The sequence below is a fragment of the Bradyrhizobium sp. Ec3.3 genome, assembly GCF_000472925.1.
Classification (GTDB): domain Bacteria; phylum Pseudomonadota; class Alphaproteobacteria; order Rhizobiales; family Xanthobacteraceae; genus Bradyrhizobium.
Genome location: NZ_AXAS01000058.1, coordinates 1 through 23,164 on the forward strand (window position 1 = coordinate 1; position 23,164 = coordinate 23,164).

The window sequence follows — 23,164 nt, forward strand, 5'->3', positions numbered from 1 at the left end:
TCAAACGCTACAACCTTCTCATCGCACGACGGCGAGCGCAGGTGGAGACGACCTTCGCCACCCTCAAACGCCGCATGCGATTGACTTGCATCCGATACGTCGGCCTCATCAAGGCAAACGGGCAGGTTCTGCTCGCCTCCATCGCGTTCAACATGAGGCGGTGGGCCGCAATCGCTGCGTGAACCGCCCGCCGAGGAGCATGAGCCGCTCCATCGTCGGCCCGCTACTCCGACAACTAGCTTCTTCCCTGACCTGTCTTGGCCTCAAAAGCCAGTAACGCAACAGGCCCCTTGTGGGAGAAGGTGGCGCGAAGCGCCGGATGAGGGGTGTCTATCCGCTGGCTGAACTGCAAAAATGAATCGCTCGCGGAGACAGAACCCTCACCCCATTGCGATCGCGTCTACCAGTCGAATTGCCCTCTCCCACAAGGGGAGAGGGCGCAGCAACGCGCATCGCGCACTTGGCGTGTGTGCTTCAAGCTCTCCCCTTGTCGGGGAGGGTCCAGCGTCATTGCGGCGCGCGCGTCACGCGCCAGATCGTGCCGTTGCCGTCTTCCGAGATGAGCAGCGCACCGTCTTTGGCCACCGCGACACCCACCGGACGGCCCCACACGTCGCTGTCGTTGACGACGAAGCCGGTGACGAAATCCTCGTACTCGCCTGTCGGCTTGCCGTCCTTCATCTTGATCCGGATGACCTTGTAGCCGGTGCGCTTGGACCTGTTCCATGAGCCGTGCTCGGCGGCGAAGGCGTCGCCCTGATAGTCGGCCGGGAAATTGCTGCCCTGATAGAACGTCATGCCGAGCGACGCGGAATGCGGCTGGAGCAGCACGTCGGGAATCGTGACCTTGTCCTTCAGGTCGGGCCGCGCGCCGGCATGGCGCGGGTCTTGGTTGGCGCCGATATAGAACCACGGCCAGCCATAGAACGCGCCCTCCCGCACGCTCGTCACGTAATCCGGCACGAGATCGTCGCCCAGGCCGTCCCGTTCGTTGGTCGAGCACCAGGGCAGGCCGCTCTGCGGCTCGATGGCTAGGCCGACGCAGTTACGTATGCCGGTGGCGTAGAACTTTCTGTTCTTGCCGTCCGCATCGAAGGCCAGCACCGCTGCGCGATCCGCCTCATAGCCCCAGGGCGCACCGAGCGGCTGCGCACGTGACCACGCCTCGAGCCCGCCAGGCGGATTGCCCATGCCTTCGCCGGCATTGCCGGCCGAGCCGACCGAGACGAACATGCGCTTGTTATCAGGCGTGAAGACGATGTCGCGGGTGGAATGGCCGGTGCCATGCGCGAGGTTCGCGACGACCGTCTCCGGCTTGCCGGATGACTTGAGGTCGCCGCTACGATAGGCGAAACGGACGACACCGTCGGTGTTGGCGACATAGACCCATTGCGGATTGTCGCCGTTCGGAAAGAAGGCGATGCCGAACGGGCGGTTCAGCCCGCTGGCAAAGATCTCATTCGCCACGATCTTCGCGCCTTCCGCGCGCAGCACGCGGATGCGCCCTGCCCTCGTCTCTGCAAGGAAGATGTCGCCGTTCGGCGCGACCCGCAGGATGCGCGGACCTGAAAGCCCTTCGGCAAGCAGCTCGATCTTGAACCCCTCTGGCACGAGGGGCGTCGCTTCGGCGGGCCGCGCTACCACGGACGAAGCATTGGCGGCCGATCGCGATGCGCCCGGTGCCGGAAGATCCTGCGGCCGGATCAGCCTGACGGTGCCCGGCTTGTCGGATCGCCAACTGCCGAAAGCCTCCTTGCCTTTCAGCACGGGCTCAGCCGACGCAACCGTGCCGATGACAGCCACGAACAATGCGGACGTCAATGCGGGCTTGGCCGGCCGTCCAAGATGCTTCGTCACGAGTTCCTCCGCAGCCTTCGAGTGCCGAATCGCACATCAGCTCATGCCCGCAGGATGTGCAATGCGTAATACCGTCCTGCTGGAAAATCCCATCGATCGGTGCGACACATTGTAAGGGCGCGGCCGCCGGTTGCGGTCATCAAAGCTGCGGCATCGACGTCGCGACGTATGGGGTAAGCATGTGGGGATCCATCATCTCGGAATGGGCGAGCCTGCTCCTGCGCTGGCTGCATGTGGTGGCAGCGATCGCATGGATCGGCAGCTCCTTCTACTTCATCCATCTCGACCTCAGCCTGAAGCCGAAGCGCGACCTGCCTGACGGCGTGCAGGGCGAAGCCTGGCAGGTGCATGGCGGAGGCTTCTACCGGATCATGAAATATCTGGTGGCCCCAAGCCAGATGCCGGAGGAGCTGACCTGGTTCAAATGGGAAGCCTACACCACCTGGCTCTCCGGCTTCGCGCTGATGGTGGTGGTCTATTATCTCGACGCCGATCTCTTCCTGGTCGACAAGTCGATCCTCGACCTAACGCCAATCCAGGCAGGCCTGTTCAGCTTCTGCAGCCTTGCACTGGCATGGCTGCTCTACGAGATCGCCTGCCGCACGGGCCTTGCCCAGCGCGAGCTCGGCTTTGCGATCGGCGGCTATCTGTTCCTGGTCGCGCTGACCTATGCCTTCACGCATGTGCTGAGCGGCCGCGGCGCGTTCAACCAGATCGGCGCGATCATCGGCACAATTATGGTGGCCAACGTTTTCGCGGTGATCATCCCCAATCAGAAGAAAATCGTCGCCGCTCTGATCGCGGGACAATCGCCCGATCCCAGACTCGGCAAGACCAGCAAGGAGCGCTCGGTCCACAACAACTATCTGACGCTCCCCGTCGTCGTGCTGATGATCAGCAACCACTATCCCCTGCTCTACGCAACGCGCTTCAACTGGATCATCGTCGCGATCGTGCTGGCGCTGGGGCCGGTGATCCGGCACTTCTTCAACGAGCGCCATGCGGGACGCAAATCGCCTTGGTGGGTGTGGGGCGTCGCAGCGGTCGGCGTGATCGCGATCGGCTTTCTCTCCGCCGCCGGCCCGCGCGAGGTGAAGACAGGCGCGCTTGCCGCGCAGCCGACGCTCGCCAATGTCGAGGAGATCGTGATGTCCCGCTGCAGCATGTGCCATGCCGCAGAACCCGTGTGGTCCGGCATCGTCACCGCGCCAAAGGGCATCCTGCTCGATGCACCCCAGCACATCCAGCGCAACATCAGGTTGATCGGACGCGTCGCTGCATGGTCCAGCGCGATGCCGCCGGGCAACATCACCGAGATGACCGGCGAGGAGCGTGCGGTGCTGGCCGCCTATATCATGCAAACCGATCGCTGACGCGTTTGCGCCAACGTATCCATGCAACCTTTTGCGGAAGGATATTCCGCAATCGCAGACCATTTCAAAATGACTTGAACGCCGCTCCGGCGTAGATAGGGACCGTGCGGCCGCCAGCTCCGGCCCTCAAGTCGTTTTTGGAGACGTCGTATGGATTTGTCCCGCCTCGAAATCAACCGCCGCACGGCGCTCCTGACCTCGGCGGCAATCGCCGCCAACGTCATCAACCCGATGCGGGCGTTTGCGCAGGAGACCCCGAAGAAGGGCGGCGTGTTCAACGTCCACTACGGCGCCGAGCAGCGCCAGCTCAATCCGAGCATCCAGGCTTCCACCGGCGTCTACATCATCAGCGGCAAGATCCAGGAGAGCCTCGTCGATCTCGACGCCGACGGCAAGCCGGTCGGCGTGCTCGCCGAGAGCTGGGAGTCCTCGCCCGATGGCAAAACCATCACGTTCAAGCTGCGCAAGGGCATCACCTGGCACGATGGCAAGCCTTTCACGTCCGAAGACGTCGCGTTCACCGCGATGAACATGTGGAAGAAGATTTTGAACTACGGCTCGACGCTGCAGCTCTTCCTCACCGCCGTCGATACGCCGGATCCGCAGACGGCCGTATTCCGCTACGAGCGGCCGATGCCGCTGAACCTGTTGCTCCGGGCGCTGCCCGATCTCGGCTATATCTCCGCGAAGCATCTCTATGAGAACGGCGACATCAGGCAGAACCCAGTCAATCTCGCGCCGGTCGGCACCGGCCCGTTCAAGTTCGTGAAATATGAGCGCGGCCAATACATCATCGCCGACCGCAACCCCGACTACTGGCGGCCCAATGCGCCCTATCTCGACCGCATTGTCTGGAAGGTGATCACCGATCGTTCAGCTGCCGCAGCCCAGCTCGAAGCCGGCGAACTGCAATATTGCCCGTTCTCGAGCCTGACGATCTCCGACATGGCGCGATTGGGGAAGGACAAGCGCTTCATCGTCACCACCAAGGGCAACGAAGGCAACGCGCGTACCAACACCATCGAGTTCAACTTCCGTCGCAAGGAATTGTCCGATATCCGCGTGCGCCGCGCGATTGCACATGCGATCGACGTACCCTTCTTCATCGACAACTTCCTGGGCGATTTCGCCAAGCTCGGTACCGGTCCGATTCCGTCGACCTCGACCGACTTCTATCCCGGCACGGGCACGCCGCAATATCCGTTCGACAAGGCCAAGGCGGCCGCGCTTCTTGATGAGGCCGGCTACAAGGCGGGCGCCGGCGGCGCACGCTTCTCGCTGAAGCTCCTGCCTGCGCCCTGGGGCGAGGACATCTCGCTGTGGTCGACCTTCATCCAGCAGTCGCTGAAGGATGTCGGCATCACCGTCGACATCGTGCGCAATGACGGTGGCGGCTTCCTCAAGCAGGTCTACGACGAGCACGCCTTCGATCTTGCCACCGGCTGGCATCAATATCGTAACGACCCCGCCGTCTCGACCACGGTGTGGTACCGCTCCGGCCAGCCTAGTGGCGCGCCGTGGACCAACCAGTGGGGCTGGGAGGACAAACAGGTCGACCAGACTATCGACAATGCCCTGACCGAACTTGATCCCGCCAAGCGCAAGGCGCTCTATGCCGAGTTCGTCAAGGAGGTGAACACGGAGCTGCCGGTCTGGATGCCGATCGAGCAGATCTTCGTCACCGTGATCACGGCCAAGGTGCGCAACCACTCCAACACACCGCGCTGGGGCTCGTCGAGCTGGCACGATCTTTGGCTTTCCGCGTGATCCGTTTTTCGTCAAGATGATGCTATGCGCATCATAGGCCTTGCGGGGCGGCGGCTCGCCGCCTCGATCCCGACCCTGTTCCTGATCCTGATCGGCGTCTTCCTGCTGCTGCAACTCGCGCCGGGAGACACCGTCGACGCGCTGATGGCGCAGATGGGTGGCGGCGATGCCGCGACCGCGCACGAGCTGCGTAAGTTCTACGGCCTCGACCTCTCGGTCCCGGCACAGCTCGCCAACTATCTCTGGCACCTGGTGCGCCTCGATCTCGGCTTCTCATCGATCTACGGCAAGCCGGTCGCGACCGTGATCATGGAACGGCTGCCGCCGACCATCCTCTTGATGACGGCCTCGCTGTCCTTCGCGTTCTTCTTTGGCCTGGTGTTCGGCGTGATCGCCTCGCGCGCCGTCAACAAATGGCCCGATACGCTGATCTCGACGCTCGGCCTGATCTTTTACGCCACGCCCTCATTCTGGTTCGGCCTGATGGCCATCGTCGCGTTCTCGATCTATCTGCAATGGCTTCCCGCCGGTGGCTTCGAGGACATCGGCGAGGTGCGGACCGGCATCTTCCGCATCATCGACATCGCGCGCCACCTCATCCTACCGACGCTGACGCTCGGGCTGATCTTCCTTGCGATCTACCTGCGCATCATGCGCGCTTCGATGCTCGAGGTCTTGAACCTCGACTATGTCCGCACCGCGCGCGCCAAGGGCCTCGACGAGACCCGCGTCGTCACGCAACACGTGCTGCGCAACGCGCTGCTGCCGATGGTGACGCTGATCGGCCTGCAGGCGGGCACCATGCTCGGCGGCTCGGTGGTGGTGGAGAGCGTGTTCTCGCTGCCGGGCCTTGGGCGGCTCGCCTATGAATCCGTGATCCAGCGCGATCTCAACACGCTGCTCGGCATCGTCTTCGTCTCGGCGCTCTTGGTCATCGTCGTCAACTTCGTCGTTGACCTCCTCTACGCGCGGCTCGACCCGCGCATCTCGGCGGAGGGCTGAGATGGACGCCGCAAAGCGCTATTTCCGCAGCCCGGCGGCCGTGATCGGCCTCGTGCTCCTGCTCGCCGTGATCGCGATGGCGATCTCGGCCGGCGTGCTCTATCCGCGCGATCCGCTGGCGCTCGCCGGTCGTCCCTTGGTGTGGCCGTTCACCAATCCACGCTTCCCGCTCGGCACCGACAATTCGGGACGCGATATCGCGGCGCAGATCTTCTACGGCGCGCGGATCTCGCTGCTGATCGGGGGCGTCGCCACCGTGATCGCCGTTGCCATCGGCACGCTGATCGGGGCATTTGCCGGCTACTATGGCGGCTGGGTCGACAATATCCTGATGCGGATCACGGAAGCCTTCCAGACACTGCCGAATTTCGTGCTGCTGCTGGTGCTGGTCGCCGTGTTCGGTTCCACGCTGACGACGGTGACGATCGCGATCGGCATCGTGTCCTGGCCGGCGCCGGCACGGCTGACCCGCGCCGAGTTCCTGTCGCTGCGCAACCGCGAATTCGTGCAGGCGGGGCGCACGCTCGGCATGAGGGACCTCCAGCTCATCCTCGGCGAGATCCTGCCCAACGCGCTGCCGCCGGTGATCGTCTATGCCAGCGTGGTGATGGCACTCTCGATCCTGCTCGAGAGCGCGCTCGCTTTCCTGCGGCTCTCTGATCCCAACGTCGCATCATGGGGCAACCTGATCGGTCTCGGGCGCGACGTTCTGCGCGTGCAGTGGTACGTCTCGGCTATTCCCGGCATCGCCATCCTCGTCACCGTGCTCGCGGTCTCGCTGGTCGGCCAGGGCCTGAACGATGCGCTCAATCCGAGGCTGAAGAGCCGATGAGCGACGCACCGGTCCTCTCGCTGGAAGGCCTCAGCGTCCTCCTGCCGAGGGGCGCCGATCGCTCGCATGCGCTGAACGACGTGTCGCTGTCGATCGCCTCGAACGAGATCCTCTGCGTCGTCGGCGAATCCGGTTCCGGCAAGTCGATGATGGCCAACGCCATCATGCGGCTGTTGCCGGGCGAGGTCGGAATCGAGGCCGGCCGAATGATGTTCGACGGCCGCGATCTCTGCACGACCGAGCCGGCCGCGATGCGCGAGGTGCGCGGCGCCGGTATTGCCATGATCTTCCAGGAGCCGATGACCGCGCTCAATCCACTGCGCACCGTCGGCGACCAGATCGCAGAGATGTTCCGGATCCACACCGATCTCTCCAAGGCGCAGATCGGCGCGCGGGTGCTGTCGCTGCTCGAAGACGTCCGCATCCCCAATCCGAGGGCTGCGGCCAAGGCCTATCCGCACGAACTTTCCGGCGGCCAGCGCCAGCGTGCGATGATCGCGATGGCGCTGGCGCTCGACCCAAAGCTGCTGATCGCGGACGAGCCGACCACCGCGCTCGACGTCACCACGCAGGCGCAGATCCTGAAGCTGATCCGCGATCTCCAGCAGCGCAAGAAGACGGCGGTGCTGTTCATCACTCACGATTTCGGTGTCGTCGCCGAGATCGCCGACCGGGTCGTGGTGATGCAGCACGGCAAGATCGTGGAACAAGGCACGGCCGATGACGTGCTGAACCGCCCGGCCCACGCCTACACGAAGCAGCTCATCGCCGCCGTCCCGCCGCTGACGGCGCCGCCGCCGCGGCCGCTGTCATCGGACAGCATCCTCACCATCACCAACGTTGCCAAGACCTATCGCACCGGCGGCTTTCTCGGCCGCGGTGCGCGTGTTACCGCGGCGGTGAAGGACGCGTCGTTGACGCTGCCCAAGGGCGCGACGCTCGGCATCGTCGGCGAGTCCGGCTCGGGCAAGTCGACGCTGGCGCGCTGCATCGTGCGTCTGATCGATCCCGACCACGGCGCGATCCTGCTCGACGGCAAGGATTGGGCGAAGCTGCCGCGCGACGAGATCCGCCGCGAAACCCGTCACATCCAGATGGTGTTCCAGGACCCCTTCGCCTCGCTCAATCCACGGCGCAAGGCTGCGGAGCTGGTCGCACAGGGTCCGATCGTCCACGGCACGCCGCGCGCGATCGCCATGACTGAAGCCAGGGAGCTGTTCGCGCTGGTCGGGCTCGACCCATCTGCCGGCGACCGCTTCCCGCACGAATTCTCCGGCGGCCAGCGCCAGCGCATCGGGCTCGCACGCGCGCTTGCACTCAAGCCGGACGTCCTGATCGCGGACGAGCCGGTATCCGCGCTCGACGTGTCGGTGCAGGCACAGGTCCTGAAACTGCTCGGCGAATTGCGCGAACGGCTCGGGCTCTCGATCGTCTTCATCACCCACGACCTGCGCGTTGCGGCGCAGGTCTGCGACCTCGTCGCGGTCATGAAGGACGGCGAGATCGTCGAGCACGGGCTGGTGGCTGACGTGTTCGGTCGGCCGCAACATACCTACACCCAGGCGCTGCTCGCCTCGGTCCCGGGCGGCGCGTTCGCACGGGAGCATCAGGCGGCCGTGTAACGGAGCGGACTTGCGCCATTTGGCCGCGGCGCTTTAGCCCAATGCCGGCGCCGGAGCGGCCTTACCCATGCGCGCGGTCTCCTGGGCCAGAGGCAGGGTGAACTGGAACGCCGCCCCTCGCGGTTCGTTCGCCCCGGCCCACATCTTCCCGCCATGTGCCTCGATGATCGAATGGCAGATGGCGAGCCCCATCCCCATGCCTTCAGACTTGGTGGTGTAGAACGGCTCGAACACGCGGCCCACGCTCTTCGGATCGAGCCCAGGGCCGGAATCCCGTACGCTGATGACGACGCCGTTCGTATCGTTCCTGCCGGTGGAGATGAACAGCTCGCGCGCGCCTCCGCGGACGTGACTCATCGCCTCGACGGCATTGATGATCAGGTTGAGAACCACCTGCTGGAGCTGAACCCGGTCCGCCTGGACGGGTGGCAAGCCTTCGGCGAACTGCATCCGCACCGTGACGTCGTGCTTCAGCACTTCGCTGTGCGTCAAGGTCATGACCTCGCGCACCAGCTGATTGATCTCCAGGTCCTCCATCTGCGGCGGCGCGTTCTTGATGAGGGCACGGATTCGGCTGATGATATCGCTGGCCCGCATGCCGTCGCTGATGATCCAGCCCAGCGTCTGTCCGACTTCGTCCAGATTGGGCGGCCGCGCGCCGAGCCAGTTCAACCCGGCTCGCGCGTTCGCCACAGTGGCAGCGATCGGCTGGCTGATTTCGTGAGCGATCGATGCGGTCAGCTCGCCCATGGTCGTGACGCGGTTGGTGTGCGCGAGCTCCATCAGGGCCTCGCGATAGCGCCGCTCGTTCTCGCGCGCCTCGGCCTCCACCCGCTTGAGCTCGCTCAGATCGAGAACGAAGCCGACGCCCTGGCTTCTGTTGTCCTCGAACATTGCTCCACCGATCAGGACCGGCACGCGGCTGCCGTCCTTGCGAAAATACTCCTTCTCGAACGGCTGGACGGTCCCGATCCGCTCGAGCTCGGCGACGTGCTGCGCGTCGTGGCCATGCCATTCGGTCGGTGTGAGCGTGGCGCGATGCAGACGGCCCGCGGCAAGGTCCTCGCGGTCATATCCGACGATCCTCAAGAACGCATCGTTGGCTTCGAAAATGCGTCCCTCCAGATCCCAGATGATGATCCCGATGATGTTGGAATCGAACAGGCGCCGGATCTTCGTGTCGCGCGCGAGGAGGTCGCTCTGGAGCTGGACGTTCTCCTCGGTCGCCATCCGCCGCCGTCTCGCCTCGATGCGCGCCAGCGCCAGCGCCGCACCGGCCAAAGCGACGACGAAAACGACAGTCGCGATGGTGAGCCGGGTCCTGCGCTGCTCGAGCTCGTCGGCGGCTTTGTCGAGATCGACCTGGCGGAGCCGTTCCTGATCGACCATCAAATCGATTTGCGATCGGATGTCTTCCATGCCGCGAATCATCGCCAGCGCCGCCAGCCCGGATTCGCGCGCCGCCGTCTTGACGATGTCGTCGATCTCCTTGAGCTTCGCCGAAAGGGTCAAGGCAAGATGCTCGGCGCGAAGGCTCTGCAACGGATCCTTCGCGACGAGCGCCTGCAGCGCCTCGGCCTGCCGTCGCACGCTTTCGTCAGAGACGCCGTAAGCCTTCAGATAGGCCGGGTCGAGAGTGAGCAGATACCCGTGCCTTTCGGCTTCCAGGTCGGCGATGATCGCTTTGAGACGATCGAACGTCTCGAACACGTTGCGGCTGTGCGTGAGCGAAACATTGAGCGCCTCCCGATCGCGCCAGTAGCGCAGGCCGAGAATCCCGGTCACTGCGAGCAGAATGACGAGCCCCGCGACCACTGGGATCAGCGGCCGTGCAAACCACCGCAAGATATGGCCCGAAGCAAGGATTGACATTGGCGCTAAGTCTTCCATGCTCGCAGGCGCATTTTCTGGTGCCAAGGCCAGAGCATGGCTAGAATAATAGCATGAACCGCCCCGCATTGGGGAACCGGAAACTCAATATTCTCCGCATGTTACTCCGGCTTCGGAGTTGATCATTCGGCTTTGACGAAGCCGGGGCGCGTCACAGGTTGCGAGTTGTGAACGACTGACCGCAACGAGGAGCATCAAGATGGCGCCAAATGAAAACTCGCGTAACGGCCGAGCACCGACCAGCCGGCGCAGCTTCATCAAGACATTGGGCATGGCAGGAATCATCGTGCCGGCCCTCACGACGTGGCCGCGGAGCAGTCTCGCCGAGGAGGCCAGCGCGGACTATGCCAATGCCAAGATCGACTGGAAGCAATTTGCGGGGCAGACGATCACGCTGATGGGCGCGATCCATCCGTGGTCGAGCGCGATCACGCCACTGCTGCCGGAATTCACCAAGCTCACCGGCATCAAGGTCGTCACCGACTTCCAGCTTGAGACCACCTATTTGAGCGCGATCCCGGTTCTGCTCGCGCGCGGCGGCAATACGCCTGACGTATTCATGTTCACGACCTATGGCCAAGGCATCTCGGGCGGATGGCTCGAGCCGCTCAACGCCCATTACGCCAACAAGTCGCTGGCCGATCCCGCCTGGTATGACGAGAGTGATCTCCTGAAGACCGCACGCGCTTTTCCGGTTTGGTCCGACGGCGAGCGCTACGCCGTCCCCATCACCTCCGAGGCGATGACGCTGTTCATCAACACCGATGCATTGGCGGCCAAGAACCTGCCGGTGCCGCAGACCTTCGACGAGTTGCTCGCAACCGCCAAGGCGGTCAAGAGCAGCGACATGGCGGGAATTGCGATGCGGGCACAGGCCGGCGGCAATTCGACCCCGCCGGCGATGGGCTTCGTGTTCTCTTACGGCGGGTCCATGGTCAACAAGGACGGCACGGCCGCCTTCGGCAGTCCCGAGGCGATCGAGGCCATCGACATGTACGCGCGGCTGCTCAGCCAGGCAGGACCTGCAAATGTTGGCACCTATGAATGGTATCAGGTGCTCGACGATTTCCTCCAGGCGAGAGCCGCAATGGCGATCGACAGCAGCAACTTCGCCACTGACATCTCCAATCCGGGGAAGAGCCGCGTCGCCAAGCAGGCGGGGTTTGCACCCTTCCCGCACCTTCCCGGCAAGACGCCCGTCCCCTTCATGTCGCACTGGCAGGCCTGCGTGAATTCAAAGTCGCAGAACAAGCGGGCCGCGTTCCTGTTCCTGCTCTGGGCGACGAGCAGGCCGACCTCGCTGCAAACTGCCGCTGCGGGTCTTGCGACGACACGCGTCTCCGCCTGGTCGAGCAAGGGCTTCAAGGACGCCTTTGGCGCGCAGGCAGCCGAAGCAGCGCTGGCGAACTTGCAGAACGCCGATGTCGAGCGCGCCAAGGCGATCCTGTTCCATCCGCAACAGCGGCGCCTCCTGGACGCCTTCATGATCGGCGTCAATGAAGTGGTCTCGGGCAACAAGACGGCGAAGGCGGTGATGCCCGTCGCCGCCGAACGCGCGAATGCGGCGATCCGCGGATAGTAGCCGCGGCGATCGCGCCGCGCGCGAGCGCGATGAGTCATCATCGCGCTCTAGCGCTTTATTCGCGCATGATCTTTCCGGAAAACCGCTGCACACTTTTCCGGATCGCGCCTTTAGATCTCGCGCGCGTCGCGGCGCCGGTAGACCAGCAGCATCAGCGGCGCGAGCTTGCGCATCAGGCCATGCGCCGGGATCGGCACCGGATTGGTGAACGGCAGCGCGAGCTCGCCGTCCGGCACGCCGCGCACGGCTTTCGCAAGCTGATCGCCAAGCGGGATCGTCAGCGCCACCGCGCGGCCGTTGCAGCCGGTCCAGCCATAGGCGTCCGGCCCGAGCTTGTGGATCCGTGGCAGGAAATCCGAGGTCATGCCGACATAGCCGTTCCAGACATAGTCGAAGTTGACCTCGCCGATCTGCGGCCAGAGCCGCTGCAAGCGCTCGGCGACGCGCGCCTTCAGCCGCTCCGCCTTGTTGCCGGGCCCGATCACGGCACCGCCGGTGATGAGCCGGTTGCGCGCGTCGTAACGGGCGAAATAGAGCTCGCCATGGGTATCCGACATCGCCTGCCGCGCCGGAATGATGGTCTTCCTGACGTTGTCCGACAGCGGCTGCGTCGCCATCTGCCAGGACAGCACCGGCATCACCTCATGCGCGATGTCGGGCACGAGCTGTTTCGAGAATTCGCCGCTATAGGCATTGGTCGCCATCACCAGTGCACGGCCGGAGATCTCGCCCTTTTCCGTCTTCACCACCCATTTATCGTTGCGCCGCTCAAAACTCGTAGCCGGGGAGCGTGCGTAGATGCGCGCGCCGAGGCCGAGCACGCTGCGCGCCAGTCCGCGCGCCAGCGCCAGCGGATTGATGTGGCCGCCTGTCCTGTTCCAGAAGCCGCCATACCAGGCCTCCGAGCCCAGCATGTCCCTCACCTGCTCGCGCGAGAGCAGTTCGACGGGCGCGCCGAATTTCGACCATTGCCGTACCCGCCGCTCGGCGATCTTGATGCGGCCGGGCGAATGCACCGGCTGCACCCAGCCCGCCTGCTCCTGTTCGGCCTCGATGCCATAACGCCGCGCCACCTCGAACAGCGTCGATGCGCTGTCGCGCAACAGATGCACGAAGCGCTCGCCCACCGCGCCGTGCCGCGCGATGATGTCCTCGGGATCGGGACGCGACAAAGTCGGGATCACCTGGCCGTTGTTGCGGCCGGAGGCGCCCCAGCCCGGCTCAGCCGCCTCTACGATCGCGACATCGACGCCGGCTTCGCGCAAGTGCAACGCCGTCGACAGCCCCGTGAAGCCGCCGCCGACCACGACCACATCCGCCTTCTCAGCTCCAATCAGCTCCGGCAATTCGGGCCCGTTCGGCGTGACCGCGGCCCACAGCGAATGCGGCCAGGTGACGGTTGAACCACTCATCATCAATCTTTCCAAATTGTCCAAGCGTCACGAGATACCGCATCTGCGGCTGTCGCAGTTGACAGCCGCTTGCGGGTGCGTTGTCGTGCTCGCCAGCCTAATCCACCCATTCATGCCGGGGAAATCAAGTGGCCCTCATAAACGTCATCGGAATCGACCACGCCGTGGTCATGGTGAAGGATCTCGACAAGGCCGCAGAAAACTACAAGCGGCTCGGCTTCACCGTCTCGCCGCGCGGCACCCACAGCGCGCATATGGGATCGGGCAATTACACCATCATGTTCGACCCCGACTATATGGAATTGCTCGGAGTGCTCGCACCGACGGAACAAAATGCTCCGGCGCGCGCCTTTCTCGAAAAGCACGGCGAGGGCATCGAGCGCATCGCCTTTACCGCGGTCGACTCCACGGCCGGAGCGGAGGAGATCCGCGCGCACGGATTTCCTCCGGTCGGCCCGGTCGATTTCGAGCGGCCGGTGACGCTGCCAAACGGCACCGTGTCGGCGGCGAAATTTCGCGTCTTCCACTGGCCGGTGGCGGAAGCGCCGGGCGGCGTGCGCATCTTCGCCTGCCAGCACAAGACGCGCGAGACGGTGTGGATTCCCGAACTGATGACGCACGCCAACGGAGCGAAGCGGCTGAAGCAGGTCCTGATCGCGAGCCCCGAGCCTGCGAAGGACGCCGCGCATCTGTCGCGCCTGATCGACCGCGAGGCAAAAGCCGAAGCCGACGGCGCGGTGACCGTGCCCTCCGGCGGCGACCGCGCCGATTTCGTATTCCTGACGCTCGACCAGCTTGGCAAGCGCTATCCCGGCGTGTCGCTCGCAGGTCTTGCCGAACGAGGCGGTGCCGCACTCGTGCTGGCGAGCGGCGATCTCTTGGCGACCGAGAAGGCGCTCGGTGCAGCCGCCACGCGCAGCGGCGCCGCGATCTGCGTGGCGCCGGCCGCGGCCAACGGCACCCTGCTCGCCTTCGTTGCCGGCTGATTTGAGCTAATTCTTTAACAAGCGTTTTACCCCGCGGCCCTAGATTTCCAGCGGATCAAGCCGCCGGGGGCTCAATGCGCATGTTTAGAGAAGGCTCATTTCGAGAAGGCGCGCGTATCGCCTATGATGCGCCGGCCGAACTGAAGAAGTGGCCGTCGCTGAAGGGCCAGCGCCTCAAAGACAGGGGTCCGCCCTATCTCGTCTACAACGGCACGCTCGCCGAATGCGTGCGCGAGTTGCTGGCAAAACCCATCAAGGGCATCTCGCTCTACGACATCATGACGAGGCCGCAGCCGGCCTTCGACCAGACTGTTCTGTCGCCGGGCGACGCCGCCGAGATCGCGATGCGCAAGGACTTTCCGAAGGGCTAGCCACCCGTCTGCTGAGGTCGACGATCAGCCGGCAAGCACGTTACGTCCGCGAGCTCCTTGCCAGCGGCCGGCTCTGCGCAGGGGCTATCGCTTCTCCCGGCCGATCCAGAAAGACCACCGGCGTTCCACGCTTGATGTTCGCACCGAGTGTCAGCGCATCCCAGTTGGTCAGTCGGATGCAACCGTGCGAGGCCGACTTGCTCACCTTGCCGGGATCGGGGGTGCCGTGAATGCCGTAGCCTTCGGCGGACAGGTTGATCCAGGTCGAGCCGACAGGGTTGTTCGGACCGGGCTTGATCGTGAAAGGTCTTTTCGATTTCACACCCTTGAACCTGTAATCCGGATTGTAGCGATAGGTCGGATTTCGATTGATGGCCGTCACTTTCAGCGTGCCGCTCGGCGTCGGCTTCTCTGAACTGCCGACCGTCGCAGGATAAAACGCGAGCAGCTTTCCGCTTGCGTCAAATGCCTTCAGCGTCTGCCGCGCCTTGTCGATTTCGACGCGCGCGACCGGCATCGCATTCTGCTGACCGATGACGTTTGCAACGGCGATCGTCTCGCCTGCCATGTCGAACTTTTTCCCAGGGTTGATCGCGTTGAGCAACGCCTCGCTCATGTGGAATTTCTCGGCGAGCGCCTCGCGCGGGCTGGTGTAGCTCAGCGCCTCCAGGCTCTTCATGTCCTCCATCTTCGCCGGCAGCTTCATGAGGAACGGTCCCTTCACGTCCGCTTCGGTGATTTTGTAATCGACGATGGCCGGACCGTCGCTCGTCGCCGTGAGCTTGTCCCAGAGATCCGGCGTGATCGTCTTGTCGAGATTGAGCTCATTTGCTTCGGCAAACGCGGACAGGGCCTTCTGCGCGTTCTCGCCAAGCTTGCCGTCGATCTCGCCCGGAGAGAAGTGCGCGCGATCGAGCAGGATCTGAAGCTTGACGATGGAGCTGCTCGGCTTGTCTGAGCCCGTCGGCTTCGCCGGCATGGCTGCATCATTGATGGCAGCGGGATCGAGCCCACCTGCGATGACAGGCGTCATCGCAAGGAACGAGAGCACCGCAGCGACAAGGGATCGCAACATGCTGCATCCTCAGCCTAACATTCTCCGTAAAGTCACGGGACGCGATGAAGTTCCTCAGCGAGGAAAATACGGTGTTCCTGCGGGGAACAGCAAAGATCGCAGCTTCGCCGCAATCGACTCCTTAAAAAGTCCCTATCGGCAGCGCACTTGCAGCCAACTCACCACAATTGAGGTTCACACAAGCAATGCGATTTGTTTTCGCGGCGCTCGCCGCGTTCCTCGTCCTGATGCTCGACCTCGATGGACCGGCCACTCCGCCATCGCGCGCCAACAATCTCCTCCTCGCAACCAGTCCATCCGAACAAATCTCCTCAGCCTTGGCAGCGCTGTTTGAAAGTGCCAAGGCCGACGAACAGTCGAACACGATACGCGCACAAGAGAGTTCTCCCCCGTCGGACACGCCAGCGGATACCACCACCGAACGCAAGGTGGAGGAGTCGCCGCACGATGCATTCTGCCACGCGCTGCGCGAGGCCGCCGAGAATAGCGAAATCCCGGTCCCGTTCTTTGCACGCCTGATCTGGCAGGAGAGCCGCTTCCGCTCGAACGAGGTCAGTCACGCCGGGGCGCGAGGCGTCGCGCAATTCATGCCGGAAACCGCAGCCGAAGTCGGGCTCGACGATCCCTTCGATCCATTCAAGGCGCTGCCCGCGTCCGCAAGGCTGCTGCGCAAGCTGCGGGATGATTTCGGCAACCTTGGCCTCGCAGCAGCGGCCTACAACGCCGGAAGCGGCCGCATACAGAAATGGCTGGCGAAGCAGAGCGCCCTTCCGCGCGAGACACGCGATTACGTCCGCATCATCACCGGCACCAAGGCGGAAGACTGGATCGAGGACGCCGACATGCTCGCGATCCGCATTGATCTGCCCAGCGAAGCGCCGTGCGAAGGCATCGGCGGGCTGTCCAAGACCAGAGAGGTCGCATTCGTCTCGGCATTGCCTACGGCTGGTGTCACCGCGCTGCTGCAGAAGGCGCAAGCTGCGGAGACCGCCGCACAGCTTGCGGTTCACGGGGGGCGCAAGCGGCTCGCCTTGCTGATCCGGAAAAGCAGGCCATCGGCGGGTGCCGCGCGGCTCAGCAAGGCACGCAGCACGATCGCCGCGCGTGCAGCCAGAGGCGCGAAGGCTCGCGTTCGCATCGCATCGCGCGAGCGGTCGTCGAGCTAGCGCGCAGACCCGCGCGTCGACCGGTTGATGTGCCCGCGGATTCTGCGTTGAATGCGGCGTCCATCATTCCGGACGGAACTCAAGAACGCGAACGCGGAACCCGCGATGCCATCCAAGAGTGCCGGGATCATCGCCTACCGAATGCGGCCGCCGGGTATAGAGGTTCTCCTCGTTCATCCCGGCGGCCCGTTCTGGCGCAACAAGGATTTCGGCGCCTGGTCCATTCCAAAGGGCGAATACGCCGATGGACAGGAGGCCGACGCAGCCGCACGACGGGAGTTCGCTGAAGAGCTCGGAACGGAGCTGACGGCACCGCTGATCGAGCTCGGTCAGGTCAAGCAGCGCGGCGGCAAGATCGTCACGGCCTTCGCCGCCGAGTTCGACATCGATCCGCACAACATTCGCAGCAACACCTTCGAGATCGAATGGCCGCCGCGTAGCGGCAAGCGGCAGAGCTTTCCCGAGGTCGACCGCGCCGAATGGTTCGCGCTCGATGCGGCACGCGAGAAGATCAATGCCGGCCAGCGTCCGCTGCTCGATCGGCTGGCGCAGCGCGTTGGCGGCGGCTCGGGATAGCTCGCGCTGGCGCGCCTGCCCCCAAAACAAAATCTTCGAAAACGACCCCATGCAAAGTAGCCGGAGGCCGGTTGACTTCGCCTTTTACGAAATCATTTGACACGTCGGGCAAATCAGTGGCAAACCGCCTCCCCTTCCGACGCTGCCCGCTCAGACCGGTTTCTCGTCATCCGTCACCGGCGAGGTGACCACGAGGAACACGAGATCGACCAGGCCCGAGTTCGAGATCGCGTGCTCGACACCGGGCGGCAGAAAAATCACGTCGTGCTTGCGCACGACATGGTTCTTGCCGGCGATCTCCATCAGCCCCTCGCCTTCGAGCACGTGGTAGACCTGCTCCTGCACCTTGTGATGGTGGCGGGCGACATAGGCCATCGGCTGGTACATCGAGATCCGGTAGTCGATGTGGCGCGAGCCTGCATTCTCCGGCATCACCAGCGGCTTCGACAGCGCGCCGCCGAAATGGTTGGGGAATTCGCGCCAGGGCACTTCGGCGATGTGGCGGATGAAGGCGCCGTTGGTTTCGTCTGCCATGGTCGAACTCCTTCCGGATCAGCTCACGAGCGCGCCGCCGTCGACATACACGATCGAGCCCGTGGCAAAACCGTTGGCCATGAAGCTCAGGATCTGCTGCGCGATGTCTTCTGCTGCACCGACGCGGCCGACCGGCAGCGCGGCGGCCGTCTTTGCCAACATTTCGCGCCGCACCGCTTCGGGCATCGCAGCGCGGATCGGCGTGTCGATCACACCGGGCGACACCGCATTGACGCGAACCGGCGCGAGCTCGAGCGCCAGCGCACGCGCGAGCGATTCCAGCGCGCCGTTCGCTGCACTAATGATCGCCGAATTCGGACGCGGCCGCAGGCTGAGAAAGCCTGTGACCAACGTCAGCGAGCCGCCAGGCCTGATCTCTGCCTCGCGCGCCACGCGCCATGCGCCCCAGAATTTTCCTTCCATCGTGCTGCGCACGTCATCCATGGCGACCGTCTTGAACGGACCCGTCTTGAGCTGTGCCGCGGTCAGCACGACGTGATCGACCGGGCCGGTGCGGCGGAACAGATCGGCGATGCTCTCGTCGCTGGTCACGTCGGCCGGAATCGCGATCACATTCAACCGCTCGGCGACCGCGTCGAGCTTTGCGGCGTTGCGCGAGGCGATGATGACGTCGGCGCCCTGCTTCTTGGCGAGCTCGGCCGTGGCGAGCCCAATGCCGGAGGAGCCGCCGACCACTACGACCTTCTTGCCTGCGAGCGTCATTCCCGTGTCCCCTGTTGTTGTCTTGAAAGTCGAGCCGCGCGATCAGTCCGGCTGATAGCGCGTGCCGATGCCCGCCTTGCTTTGGCCAAGCCCCGGCAGCTCCCACACGCCGGCGCCGGCCGGGTTGACGTCTGCGGCGATATCGACGTCGATGAGATAGGGCTTGTTGGCGGCGATGCCCTTGCGGATGGCCTCGCCAATATCTGCGGCGCGATCCACCCGCACGCCTTCGACGCCGCAGGAACGCGCCATCGCCGCGAAATCGGGATTGTAGCGCTCGCCCGTGACGGGGTCCTTGAAGTCGGTCGCGAGCTCGCGGCCGCCGAGATAGCCGCGCTGCAAGCCGCGGATCGAGGCATAGGCGTAGTTGTTCCAGACCACCCACACCACGGGCAGATTATATTCGACGGCGGTACCCAGCACGTTTGCGTGCATGAAGAAGGCGCCGTCGCCGCACACCGAGACGCAGGGACGATCGGGCGCGGCGAACTTCGCGCCCATCACGCCGGCGACGCCAAAGCCCATCGGGCCAAAGCCCATCGAGCCGATCAGCGAATCCGGCCGCTTCGGCTTGCAGAAGCCCAAGAGCCAATTGTGGTGCACGCCGATGTCACTGACGAGGATCGCATCCTCCGGCAGTGCCTTGTCGATCTCGGCCGCGGCGCGCTGCGGGTTGATCGGCGTGGTGTCGTCGGAGAATCCCGGCGCGACGAACCTGTCCCACTCCTTGCGGTAGCCATCGATCTGCGCCAGCCATTTCTTGCGCGCATCGGATTTCCTGAAGAGGTTATCGCGACGATCGAGCTCGGCATGCACCTGCCGCAGGAAGGTGCGGACGTCGGCCATCAGCCCTAGTGCGACGGGATAATTGCGGCCGATCTCCTCGGGATCGATGTCGACGTGGATGAGCCGCGTCGGCGGGATGGTGAAGGAATAACCGGGAATCCACGAGCTCGAGGTGCGGTCGTCGAAGCGGACACCGAGCGCGAGCAGCACATCAGCCTGACGCGTCGCATGATTGGCCTGGTAATGTCCCGCGCGGGCGACGAGCCCGAGCGCCAGCGGATGGTTGACGTCGAGCGCGCCGAGACCTGAGGCCGACGCTGCGACGGGGATCTGCAAGCGCTCGGCGAGCCAACGCAGTTCGTCCGCAGCACCGCCGTAACGCACGCCCTGCCCGACCAGCATCACCGGCCGCTCGGCCGAGAGCAGCATGTCGACGGCCTCGACCACACCGTCGGGATCGGCGCCGCAACGGCTGGAGATGTTGGCGTTCCACTCGATCGCCTTCGGCGCCTCTTCTGCGGCCGATTCCATGAAGACGTCGAAGGGAACATCGACCACCACCGGCCCCGGCCGTCCCGTGATCATGGTCTTCCAGGCCTGCCGCACCGCGAGCGGCACCATCTCGCCGCGCGTCGGCTGAAACACCTTCTTGCAGATCGAACGCACGGTGGAGGGAAAGTCGGCCTGATGGTGCCGGTACATTTCCTGGAACGCGCCGCGATTGAACTGGCTGGTCGGCACGTTGCCGGTGATCGCCATGAACGGCACGGAATCGAGAAAGGCATTCGCAAGCGAGATCGGCAAATTGGCCGAGCCGGGCCCGCATGAGGTGAAGGTCGCGGTCGGCCGTCCGGAGACGCGGTAATAAACGTCGGCCATGAAGCCGGCGACGCTCTCATGATGAACCGAGATCGTCTTGATCTCGGACGAACGCTCATACAGCGCGTCGATGAACTGGATATTGCCGTGGCCGCAGAGCCCGAACACCTGCGGCACCTTCTCCTGGATCAGGTAGTCGACAATGACCTGGGCGCCGTTGAGCATGTTTCGCGACATTCAACTCGTCTCCCTGTGGCCCGACGGCTTCTTCTTCGACGCGGCGGCCATCGTTGAGCCGCCGGCACCCTATTTCTCATAATGCTGTACGTCAATTTATATTGTGATAGTCTATCTTCTGGGGAAACCCGCGGTGCCCCGCGCCTGCCGCGTGCTAGTGTCAGGACTGGAGCCATGATGGATTCATCGAAGGGGGGCCTTTTCCTTGAGATCGCGCACCAAGCCCAGCACCAGCGAAAAGCCCGCAAGCCCGCGCAAGGCGGCCGTTGCAAAACTGGTCCCGCCGACACAGGCGGATGGCGACGACGCCGACGACAAGCAGCGCGCCGGCGGCGTGCAGTCGCTCGGCCGCGCCTTCTCGATTCTGGAAGAGGTTGCGCGCCACCGCGAAGGGATCGGCCTTGCGGAATTGAGCAAGCTCGTCGGCCTGCACAACTCGACCACCTTTCATCTCGCCAAAACGCTGGTCTCGCTCGGCTATCTCCGCCAGGAGAAGGACAACAAGCGCTACCGCATCGGCCGTCCGCTGTTCGCGCTTGCCGCATCCGCGCTCGACGAGATCGAGATGGTCAATGTCGCAACGCCTGTGCTGGAGGCTCTATCCCGCGAGACCAGCGAAAGTAGCCATTTTGCCGTGCGCATGGGCGATGCCGTGATCGTCATCGCGCGGACCAGCGGGCCCGGCGCGTTCCAACTCACGGACCGCGTCGGCGTGGTCCGGCCTGCGCACTGCACTGCGCTCGGCAAGATCATTCTCGCTTCGCTCCGCCCCGAGCAGCTCAAGCGCTTCCTCGATCGTGCCGAGCTGAAGCCGTCGACGCCCAAATCCATCACCGATGCCGGCGTGCTGATGCGCGAGATCGCCGAGGTGCAGCGTACCGGCGTTGCCTTCGACGACGGCGAGTTCAATCCGGAAGTGCGCTGCGTTGCGGTGCCGGTTTTGGATTTCACCGGACAGGTGATCGGGGCGCTCGGCATTTCCGGACCGATCTGGCGATTGTCGAACCAGGCACTGCATGCAAGCGCACAGGTCGTACAAGTCGCGGCCAACCGGCTCTCCGCGGAGTTCGGTGCCAAAACAACTGCGTCCAAGCCGGCTGCGAAAAAAGTCTAAGGCGCGCGCAAGCGGTGATTTTGCCGGTTGACACCGGCGATGCCGTTCGGGATTATCCTTCCGCATTAAAAAAACGTCTCTCACAATATCGCAATGTCGATGCTGAAGGGGGACACCGCGATGCACTGGGGAGGAGGCTTTGAAATGATCCGCACCAGCCGACGGACATTGTTGAAGGCGAGCGCGGCGTTGGCCGGCGCATCCGCGCTCGGATTCCCCGCGATCGCGCGCGCCCAGGCGGAGAAGATCAGGATCGGCCACCTGACGCCGCTGACGGGCTTTCTCGGCGTGATCGGCGGCTACGCCCAGCTCGGGGTGAAGCTCGCCGCTGAGGAGATCAACCAGTCCGGCGGCATTCTGGGCAAGCAGATCGATCTGCTCTCGGAAGACTCCATCAACCCCGCGACCGCCGCGACCAAGGCGCAGCGCATGCTGGAGCAGGACGGCGCCGTGGTGCTGCTCGGCGAAATCTCGTCAGCCTCCTCGCTCACCATCATGCAGGTCGCTGAGCGCAACAAGAAGGTGTTCTTCTCGACCGGTGCGCGCTCCGACGCGCTGCGCGGCAAGAACTGCAACAAATACTCATTCCACTGCGACATCCCCAACACCGTGATGGTCAATGCGGTCGGCACGGCGCTCTCGCAGAAAGGCATGGTGAAGGGCAAAAAGTTCTTCACGCTCACCGCCGACTACATCTTCGGCCACGACCTCCTGAAGGCCGCGAAGGCGTTCTTCGGCACGCACGAGGCCAACCTGATCGGCGACGAGCTGATCGCGACCGACGTCACCGATTTCAGCCCGTATCTTCTAAAGGTGCGGCAGGCCAAGCCCGATGTGGTGTGCTGCAACCTCGCCGGCAACCAGGTCACCAATCTCGTCAAGCAATATGCCGAGTTCGGCCTGCCCTATCCGCTGGTCGGCTTCAATCTCAACACCGGCGATGCCTGGGCGGCGGGCGCCGGCAATCTCAGCGGCACCTGGCCGACGGTCTGGTATCACACGCTCGACAACCCGACGTCGAAGGCGTTCGTCGCCGCCTTCGGCAAGAAATACGGCAAGCCGCCGGAGAACCACGCCTGGATCGACTACGTCACGCTGAAGCTGCTCGCGGAGGCGATCAACACGACCAAATCGACCGACAGCGGCGAGCTGATCTCCTATTTCGAGAAACAGTCGCAGTTCGACATCGGCAAGGCGCGCAAGGCCTATTTCCGCTCCTGGGACCATCAGCTCGTGCAGGAGGCCTATCCGTTCACGGTGAAGCCGAAGGAACAGATGAAGGACCAGTGGGACATGCTTGTGCTGGGCGATGCCGTGCCGGCAGCGAACGATCCGCTGGAACAGATCTATCCGACCAGGGAACAGAACCCCTGCGAAATGAAGGCCTGACGCGCGCTCTAGCGCAAAATGGTCAGTTGGCACCAGCGGCGACGGCGGAGA

Annotated in this window: 20 protein-coding genes; 13 read left to right on the forward strand and 7 right to left on the reverse strand. The window is 64.0% G+C overall.

Annotated elements, in window-relative coordinates; genetic code table 11:
* Positions 1-182 (forward strand): transposase (locus YUU_RS0136775; RefSeq protein ID WP_027521659.1); only part of this gene is annotated, 182 nt, incomplete at its 5' end.
* Between the two features lie 325 nt (positions 183-507).
* On the opposite strand, the gene YUU_RS0136780 is transcribed toward YUU_RS0136775, so the two are convergent.
* Entirely contained in the window at positions 508-1,821 is a 1,314-nt protein-coding gene (locus YUU_RS0136780; RefSeq protein WP_027526809.1) for a sorbosone dehydrogenase family protein, read from the reverse strand.
* Positions 1,822-2,036: 215 nt separating this feature from the next.
* Here YUU_RS0136780 and YUU_RS0136785 point away from each other — a divergent pair, with 215 nt between their 5' ends.
* The 5 genes from YUU_RS0136785 (at position 2,037) to YUU_RS0136805 (ending at position 8,453) form a co-directional block, all read left to right on the forward strand.
* On the forward strand, positions 2,037-3,230 hold the full coding sequence (locus YUU_RS0136785; RefSeq protein ID WP_027526810.1) for a urate hydroxylase PuuD: 1,194 nt from the start codon (positions 2,037-2,039) through the stop codon (positions 3,228-3,230).
* 150 nt (positions 3,231-3,380) lie between these two features.
* Positions 3,381-4,997 (forward strand): ABC transporter substrate-binding protein, encoded by a 1,617-nt coding sequence (locus YUU_RS0136790; RefSeq protein WP_027526811.1) that lies wholly within the window; start codon positions 3,381-3,383, stop codon positions 4,995-4,997.
* Between the two features lie 24 nt (positions 4,998-5,021).
* On the forward strand, positions 5,022-5,999 hold the full coding sequence (locus YUU_RS0136795) for an ABC transporter permease (RefSeq protein ID WP_027526812.1): 978 nt from the start codon (positions 5,022-5,024) through the stop codon (positions 5,997-5,999).
* 1 nt (position 6,000) lies between these two features.
* On the forward strand, positions 6,001-6,831 hold the full coding sequence (locus YUU_RS0136800; protein ID WP_027526813.1) for an ABC transporter permease: 831 nt from the start codon (positions 6,001-6,003) through the stop codon (positions 6,829-6,831).
* Entirely contained in the window at positions 6,828-8,453 is a 1,626-nt protein-coding gene (locus YUU_RS0136805) for an ABC transporter ATP-binding protein (RefSeq protein WP_027526814.1), read from the forward strand. Before YUU_RS0136800 ends, YUU_RS0136805 begins: the two co-directional genes overlap by 4 nt.
* Positions 8,454-8,486: 33 nt before the next feature.
* On the opposite strand, the gene YUU_RS52930 is transcribed toward YUU_RS0136805, so the two are convergent.
* Positions 8,487-10,325 carry an ATP-binding protein gene (locus tag YUU_RS52930; RefSeq protein WP_035664396.1) on the reverse strand — a complete coding sequence of 613 codons (1,839 nt, stop codon included), beginning with the start codon at positions 10,323-10,325 and terminating at the stop codon, positions 8,487-8,489.
* A 217-nt stretch (positions 10,326-10,542) separates the two neighbouring features.
* Between YUU_RS52930 and YUU_RS0136815 the strand changes: the two genes are divergently transcribed.
* Positions 10,543-11,922, forward strand: a complete 1,380-nt coding sequence (locus YUU_RS0136815; RefSeq protein WP_027526815.1) for an ABC transporter substrate-binding protein — start codon at positions 10,543-10,545, stop codon at positions 11,920-11,922.
* Between the two features lie 113 nt (positions 11,923-12,035).
* Here YUU_RS0136815 and YUU_RS0136820 read toward each other — a convergent pair whose 3' ends face one another.
* Positions 12,036-13,337: an FAD-binding oxidoreductase gene (locus tag YUU_RS0136820; RefSeq protein ID WP_027526816.1), complete on the reverse strand. Its 1,302-nt coding sequence runs from the start codon at positions 13,335-13,337 to the stop codon at positions 12,036-12,038.
* A gap of 128 nt (positions 13,338-13,465) precedes the next feature.
* Here YUU_RS0136820 and YUU_RS0136825 point away from each other — a divergent pair, with 128 nt between their 5' ends.
* Together YUU_RS0136825 and YUU_RS0136830 are read left to right on the forward strand one after the other, a co-directional pair.
* Entirely contained in the window at positions 13,466-14,323 is an 858-nt protein-coding gene (locus tag YUU_RS0136825) for a VOC family protein (protein WP_027526817.1), read from the forward strand.
* A gap of 74 nt (positions 14,324-14,397) precedes the next feature.
* Positions 14,398-14,694, forward strand: a complete 297-nt coding sequence (locus tag YUU_RS0136830) for a hypothetical protein (protein WP_245288211.1) — start codon at positions 14,398-14,400, stop codon at positions 14,692-14,694.
* A gap of 40 nt (positions 14,695-14,734) precedes the next feature.
* Here the strand turns inward: YUU_RS0136830 and YUU_RS0136835 are convergent, their stop codons facing one another.
* Positions 14,735-15,769 (reverse strand): L,D-transpeptidase, encoded by a 1,035-nt coding sequence (locus YUU_RS0136835; protein ID WP_027526819.1) that lies wholly within the window; start codon positions 15,767-15,769, stop codon positions 14,735-14,737.
* Between the two features lie 185 nt (positions 15,770-15,954).
* Between YUU_RS0136835 and YUU_RS0136840 the strand changes: the two genes are divergently transcribed.
* The gene (locus YUU_RS0136840; protein WP_027526820.1) at positions 15,955-16,935 is read left to right on the forward strand and encodes a lytic transglycosylase domain-containing protein; all 981 of its coding nucleotides are present in this window, start codon (positions 15,955-15,957) and stop codon (positions 16,933-16,935) included.
* Between the two features lie 105 nt (positions 16,936-17,040).
* Complete coding sequence (locus YUU_RS0136845) at positions 17,041-17,511, forward strand: NUDIX domain-containing protein (protein WP_027526821.1); 471 nt, start codon at positions 17,041-17,043, stop codon at positions 17,509-17,511.
* Between the two features lie 150 nt (positions 17,512-17,661).
* On the opposite strand, the gene YUU_RS0136850 is transcribed toward YUU_RS0136845, so the two are convergent.
* The 3 genes from YUU_RS0136850 to YUU_RS0136860 are packed head-to-tail and all read right to left on the reverse strand — an operon-like array spanning position 17,662 to position 20,610.
* The gene (locus tag YUU_RS0136850) at positions 17,662-18,045 is read right to left on the reverse strand and encodes a cupin domain-containing protein (protein ID WP_027526822.1); all 384 of its coding nucleotides are present in this window, start codon (positions 18,043-18,045) and stop codon (positions 17,662-17,664) included.
* A gap of 18 nt (positions 18,046-18,063) precedes the next feature.
* Positions 18,064-18,768, reverse strand: coding sequence for an SDR family oxidoreductase (locus YUU_RS0136855; RefSeq protein WP_027526823.1), 705 nt, complete (start codon positions 18,766-18,768; stop codon positions 18,064-18,066).
* Between the two features lie 42 nt (positions 18,769-18,810).
* Complete coding sequence (locus YUU_RS0136860) at positions 18,811-20,610, reverse strand: thiamine pyrophosphate-binding protein (RefSeq protein ID WP_051390085.1); 1,800 nt, start codon at positions 20,608-20,610, stop codon at positions 18,811-18,813.
* A gap of 205 nt (positions 20,611-20,815) precedes the next feature.
* On the opposite strand from YUU_RS0136860, the gene YUU_RS0136870 reads away from it, so the two are divergent.
* Both YUU_RS0136870 and YUU_RS0136875 read left to right on the forward strand, forming a co-directional pair.
* Complete coding sequence (locus YUU_RS0136870) at positions 20,816-21,724, forward strand: IclR family transcriptional regulator (protein ID WP_027526825.1); 909 nt, start codon at positions 20,816-20,818, stop codon at positions 21,722-21,724.
* A gap of 144 nt (positions 21,725-21,868) precedes the next feature.
* Entirely contained in the window at positions 21,869-23,113 is a 1,245-nt protein-coding gene (locus YUU_RS0136875) for an ABC transporter substrate-binding protein (RefSeq protein ID WP_084801721.1), read from the forward strand.
* The last annotated feature ends 51 nt before the right edge of the window (positions 23,114-23,164 follow it).